Origin of the sequence: Streptomyces sp. NPDC059564 (assembly GCF_042735575.1) — a bacterium.
GTDB lineage: Bacteria > Actinomycetota > Actinomycetes > Streptomycetales > Streptomycetaceae > Streptomyces.
Map to the genome: position 1 here is coordinate 1 of NZ_JBHWBP010000425.1, position 5,976 is coordinate 5,976.

Below are 5,976 nucleotides of genomic sequence, written 5' to 3' on the forward strand. Positions count from 1 at the left end.
GGGGAACGGGTCCCCGCTCCGCCCCACGGACGGTCGGACCGGTCAGGCCAGGCGGGCCTTCACCTCGGCGACCAGGTCGGCCACGGCGACCGCGGTCTGCTCGCCGGCCTCCATGTCCTTCAGCTGGACGACGCCCTCGGCGAGGTCGCGCTCACCGGCGACGACGGCGAAGCGCGCGCCCGAGCGGTTCGCGTCCTTCATCGCACCCTTGAGGCCCTTGCCCCCGTACGAGAAGTCGGCGGCGACCCCGGCCTTGCGCAGCTCGGTGACGGCGGCGAACAGCAGCCGGCGGGCCTCGGCGCCGATCGCCACGGCGAAGACGTCCGTGGTGGCCGGGATGTCGAGCTCGATGCCCTCCGCCTCCAGGGCGAGCACCGTACGGTCCACGCCCAGCGCCCAGCCGACCGACGGCAGCGCCGGTCCGCCGATCATCTCGGACAGGCCGTCGTAGCGGCCGCCGCCGCCGACCGCGGACTGGGCGCCCAGGCCGTCGTGGACGAACTCGAAGGTGGTGCGGGTGTAGTAGTCGAGCCCGCGCACCAGCTTCTCGTCGTCCTCGAAGACGACCCCGGCGGCCGTGATCAGCTCGCGGACCTCCTCGTGGTACGCCTTGCAGGCGTCGCACAGGTAGTCGCGCAGCACGGGGGCGCCGACCAGCTGCTTCTGGACCTCGGCCCGCTTGTCGTCGAGGACGCGCAGCGGGTTGATCTCGGCCCGGCGGACGGTCTCCTCGTCGAGGTCGAGACCGCGCAGGAAGGCCTGGAGGGCCTCCCGGTAGACGGGGCGGCACTCCTTGTCGCCGAGCGAGTTCAGCAGGATCCGGAAGTTGCGCAGGCCCAGCGAGCGGTACGCCTGGTCGGCCAGGATGATCAGCTCGGCGTCCAGCGCCGGGTCCTCGGCCCCGATCGCCTCGGCGCCGACCTGCGAGAAGTGGCGGTAGCGGCCCTTCTGCGGGCGCTCGTAGCGGTAGTACGAGCCGGAGTACCAGAGCTTGGCCGGCAGGTTGCCCTGCTTGTGCAGGCTCGCCTCCAGCGCCGCGCGCAGGACGGAGGCGGTGCCCTCCGGACGCAGGGCCAGGTTCGAGCCGCCCTTGGTGGTGAGGGTGAACATCTCCTTGGTGACGATGTCGGTGGACTCGCCGACACCGCGCGCGAAGAGGTTCACGTCCTCGAAGCCGGGGGTCTCGACGTAGCCGTACCCGGCCGTGCGCAGGGGGGCGGAGATGGCCTCGCGGACCGCCAGGTACTTGGCCGAGTACGGCGGGATCAGGTCGTACGTGCCCTTGGGGGCCTTGAAGGTGCTCACGAAACTCTCGTCACATTCCTCGTCGTGGGGCGGCGGTCGGGTCCGCGCCCAGGCCGGCGGCGACTTCCCGCAGGTACGGGTTGGTCGCGCGCTCGCGGCCGATGGTGGTCTGGGAACCGTGGCCGGACAGCACCACCGTCGAGTCGTCCAGCGGCAGGCACACGCGGGCCAGCGACCGGAGCATCTCGGCGTGGGAGCCGCCGGGCAGGTCGGTGCGTCCGATGGAGCCGGCGAAGAGCAGGTCGCCCGAGAAGAAGACCGACGGGACGTCGGCCGCCTCGGGGGTCCTGAAGGTCACCGACCCCTTGGTATGACCGGGCGCGTGCGCCACCGAGAGATCCATCCCGGCCAGCTTCAGGACGCTGCCGTCGGTCAGCTCGCGGACGTCGTCCGGCTCGCCGACGGTCAGCTCCCCCATCAGCGGCATCCCGATGGAACGGCCGAGGGCCTTCTCCGGGTCGCTCATCATGAAGCGGTCCTCGGGGTGGATCCAGGCCGGTACGTCGTGTGCTCCGCACACCGGGACCACCGAGGCCACGTGATCGATGTGGCCGTGGGTGAGGACGACCGCGACGGGCTTGAGCCGGTGCTTCTTCAGCGTCTCCTCGACACCCTGGGTGGCCTGGTGGCCCGGGTCGATGATGACGCACTCCTCACCGGCGGCGGGGGCGACCACGTAGCAGTTGGTCCCCCAGGCCCCGGCGGGGAATCCGGCAATCAGCACGTTCGTCCCTCAATCGTCGTCCGGCGGGATGCAGCGGTTCGGAATCTGCTGCTCAGAGCCTACCGGCGCCCCTCATTACACAGCGAACCCATATACGGTACGGCCTAACCGAGCCCGGACAGCGGTACCAGAGACGCACAAGGAGACGACCCGGTGGTCACGAGCGATCAGCGTCGGCGACAGCTCGCCAGGGAGAAGTACGAGCGCCAGCAGCAGCGGCGGGCCGCGGCCCGCCGCAAGGCGCGGCAGCGCTGGGCGGTGATCGGCGCGGCCGCGGCCGTGGTGGTGGCCACCCTGGTCGGCCTGGTCGTGGGCGGCGTCTTCGACAGCAAGGACAAGAAGGACGCGGCGGCCGAGCCCTCGCCGTCCGCGTCGGCGCCCGAGCCGAAGAAGTCCCCCTCCCCCGCGATGGCGATCGACGACAAGGCGAAGTACACCTTCGCCCTGAAGACGAGCGCGGGCGACGTCACGTTCGAGATGGACGCGGCGAAGACCCCGCAGACCGTCAACTCGTTCAAGTCGCTCGCCGACAAGGGCTTCTTCGACAACACCAAGTGCCACCGCCTGGTGACCGGCGGGATCTACGTCCTGCAGTGCGGCGACCCGCAGGGCACGGGCATGGGCGGCCCCGGCTACACCATCCCGGACGAGAACCTGGACGCGCTGGGCAAGCCGAACGGGCAGGGCCAGGTGATCTACCCGGCCGGCACGGTGGCGATGGCGAACACCGGCCAGCCGGGCTCCGGCGGCAGCCAGTTCTTCCTGGTGTACAAGGACAGCCCGCTGGCCCCGTCCTACACCCCCTTCGGCAAGATCGACGCGGCCGGGCTGAAGGTCCTGGAGGACGTGGCCAAGGCCGGCACCGCCGACGGCGCCCAGGACGGCGCCCCGAAGACCGCCGTGGTGATCCAGAAGGGCACCGTCACCAAGAACTGACGGGGCGCGGCCGCCCCGGGCCCGGCCGGCCCGCCGCCCGTACGCCGATATTCCGTCGTGCGGGATGCGGACAGCCGGCCCGGCGGTCGCCTATGTTTGCGTTGTGCAGGGCGGGCGCTGCCCGCCCCAGGAAACTGTGGACGATGCCCGGGGGGCGAACCCCCTCACGGGCATCAGGTGGAGGAGGCGCTGTGAGCAGCGACCCGTGGGGCCGAGTCGACGAGACCGGCACCGTGTACGTGCGTACTTCCGAGGGCGAGCAGGTCGTCGGCTCGTGGCAGGCGGGCACCCCTGAGGAGGCCCTGGCCTACTTCGAGCGCAAGTACGAGGGCCTGGTGGTCGAGATCGGCCTCCTCGAACGGCGGGTGCGGACCACCGATCTGTCCGCCAAGGACGCCCAGACGGCCATCGAGCACCTGCGGATCCAGGTGGACGAGCACCACGCCGTGGGCGACCTCGCCGCGCTGCGCGTCCGGCTCGACAAGCTGGTGGCGACCGTGGACTCGCGGCGCGAGGAGCGCAAGGTCCAGAAGGCCAAGCAGGCCGACGAGGCCCGTACGGCCAAGGACGCGCTGGTGACCGAGGCGGAGCAGCTGGCGCAGAGCGACCAGTGGCGCAGCGCCGGTGAGCGGCTGCGGGCCCTGGTGGACATCTGGAAGGGTCTGCCCCGGCTGGACCGCAAGTCGGACGACGAGCTGTGGCACCGCTTCTCGCACGCCCGTTCCGCGTTCTCCAAGCGCCGCAAGGCCCACTTCGCCGCGCTGGACGCCCAGCGCGAGGACGCCCGCAAGGCCAAGGAGAAGCTGGTCGCCGAGGCGGAGGCGCTGTCGAAGTCGACGGACTGGGGTCCGACGGCCGCCCGCTACCGCGAGCTGATGGACAGCTGGAAGGCGGCGGGCAGGGCGCAGCGCGAGTCCGAGGACGACCTGTGGAACCGTTTCCGCGGAGCCCAGGACGTGTTCTTCGCGGCGCGCGGCGAGGTCTTCGCCGAGCGGGACGCGGAGCAGGTCGAGAACCTGAAGCTGAAGGAGGAGCTCGCCGTCGAGGCGGAGAAGCTCGTCCCGATCACCGACCTGAAGGCGGCCCGTGCGGCCTTCCGCTCCCTCAACGAGCGCTGGGAGGCCATCGGTCACGTACCGCGGGACGCGCGTCCCAAGGTCGAGGGCCGGATGCACGCCGTGGAGCGGGCCATCCAGGAGGCCGAGGAGGGCGAGTGGCGCCGTACGAACCCGGAGGCGCGGGCCCGTGCGGCCGGTCTGACGGGGCAGTTGCAGGCGGCCGTCGACAAGCTGCGTGAGCAGATCGACTCCGCGCGCGCGGCGGGCAACAACGCGAAGGCCGACAAGCTGGCCCGGGAGCTGGAGGGCCGCCAGGCCCTGCTCGACCAGGCGCTGAAGGGCCTGGAGGAGTTCGGCGGCTGATCCCCCGGAACCCCTTGGACGGACATCGCCGGATGGTCGCGGCGGTGTCCGTCCGTCGTATGTGCGCCCATTCGTTACGTGGTTTCAACACAGGGTGCGCGCTGGGAGCACCTGACACCTGTGTACCGTTGTACGGTGCCGCCTCGGCGGCCTTCTGCCGGGCGACGACCAGGATTGAATGTGACGCATACCCAGATACGCGCTGATGTCCCAGACTCACTGCTCGTTGCAGAGCCACTCGCCGGCAAGAAGGACTCCGGACTCCGAGGCGTCGGACGGCGCGTACTCTCCCACCTCCAGCGCGCGCGGAAGGCGCTGCTGATCCACATCGCACTGCGCGCGACCGGTCTCGCCGTCATGGCGGTCTGGGCCGAGCGCAAGGGTGTGCAGCCGCTGGAGATCCTGGGTGGGCGCTGGGACGCCATCTACTACCTGCACATCGCCGAGAACGGTCTGACGACCCCGCTGGCGACTCCGTCCCCCTGTGCGTTCGCGGGGCCGAGCTGCCAGATGGCGTTCTTCCCCGTCTACCCGATGATGATCCGCTGGACCTCGTACGTCACGCACCTGCCCATGAACTGGGTGGCGATGGGCCTGGCGCTGTTCGCCTCGGTGATCGCGGCGTGGGGCATCTTCGCGGTGACGGACAAGATCTACGGCCGCCGGGTGGCGCTGTTCACCTGCGCGCTGTTCGCGATCGTGCCGGCCGCGCTCGTGCAGTCGATGGCGTACACCGAGCCGCTGTTCCTCGCCCTTTCGGTGTGGGCGATGTACGCGGTGATGACCAAGTCCTGGCTGACGGCGGGTGTGCTGGCCTTCTTCGCCGGTGCGACGCGGCCGTCCGGTTCGGCGATCGTCGCGGCCGTGGTGCTGGCGGGGGTCTGGGAGTACGTCCAGTGGCGGCGCGGGCGCCGTTCGCAGCGGCCTCCCGTGGGCCGGATCGTCACGGCCTCGCTGATCGCCCCGTTGGGGTGGTTCGGGTACGTGGGGTACGTCGGCTGGCACTTCGGGCGCTGGGACGGGTACTTCGAGCTCCAGCGCCGGTGGGGTTCGGTCTACGACGGCGGCTTCGACACGCTCAACGAGCTGAAGAAGACCTTCACCGAGGTGCACACCACCCTCAACCACGTGGTGGTCTCGCTGACCGTGGTGGTGGCCGTGGTGCTGTTCGTCCTGATGACGCGCAGGCGCCGGCCCCCGATGGTCGTGTGGATCTTCGCCGCGATGATCATGCTGATGGCGCTGGGCGGGGCGGGCTTCTACTTCTCGAAGATGCGCTTCATCATGCCGGCGTTCCCGCTGCTGTTCCCCTTCGCGCTGGCCCTGGCCAGAGCCCGCAGGAGCACGGTGGTGTGGATCATCGGCTCGGCGACCGTGGTGTCCGCGCTCTTCGGAGGCAACCTCAACTTCGTCTGGTGGGGCTGCCCCTGATCCGGCCCGGCAGCCGCCCGCGCACATGACGGTGGGGGGGCCCCCCGCCGGGGGGGGCCCCCCCGCCACTGGGGTCCGGGCCGCGCCCCCCCCGCCCCCCCCCCCCGGGGGCGGAGACAACAAAAAAAACCCCCCCCACCCCAAACCCACGCGGGGTGG

The 5,976-nt window shown here is 70.9% G+C and carries 5 protein-coding genes; 3 read left to right on the forward strand and 2 right to left on the reverse strand.

Features of this window, described 5'->3' with window-relative positions; genetic code table 11:
• Positions 1-42: 42 nt before the first annotated feature.
• Entirely contained in the window at positions 43-1,305 is a 1,263-nt protein-coding gene (gene hisS, locus ACFV0Q_RS37210; RefSeq protein WP_385011849.1) for a histidine--tRNA ligase, read from the reverse strand.
• A gap of 10 nt (positions 1,306-1,315) precedes the next feature.
• A complete protein-coding gene (locus ACFV0Q_RS37215; RefSeq protein WP_385011852.1) occupies positions 1,316-2,029 on the reverse strand; it encodes an MBL fold metallo-hydrolase in 714 nt (237 codons plus the stop codon).
• Between the two features lie 153 nt (positions 2,030-2,182).
• On the opposite strand from ACFV0Q_RS37215, the gene ACFV0Q_RS37220 reads away from it, so the two are divergent.
• From ACFV0Q_RS37220 to ACFV0Q_RS37230, 3 genes are all read left to right on the forward strand, one after another.
• Positions 2,183-2,965, forward strand: coding sequence for a peptidylprolyl isomerase (locus ACFV0Q_RS37220; RefSeq protein WP_385011854.1), 783 nt, complete (start codon positions 2,183-2,185; stop codon positions 2,963-2,965).
• 191 nt (positions 2,966-3,156) lie between these two features.
• Positions 3,157-4,386 (forward strand): DUF349 domain-containing protein, encoded by a 1,230-nt coding sequence (locus ACFV0Q_RS37225; RefSeq protein WP_385011856.1) that lies wholly within the window; start codon positions 3,157-3,159, stop codon positions 4,384-4,386.
• A gap of 180 nt (positions 4,387-4,566) precedes the next feature.
• Positions 4,567-5,817 (forward strand): hypothetical protein, encoded by a 1,251-nt coding sequence (locus ACFV0Q_RS37230; RefSeq protein ID WP_385011857.1) that lies wholly within the window; start codon positions 4,567-4,569, stop codon positions 5,815-5,817.
• Positions 5,818-5,976 lie beyond the last annotated feature (159 nt).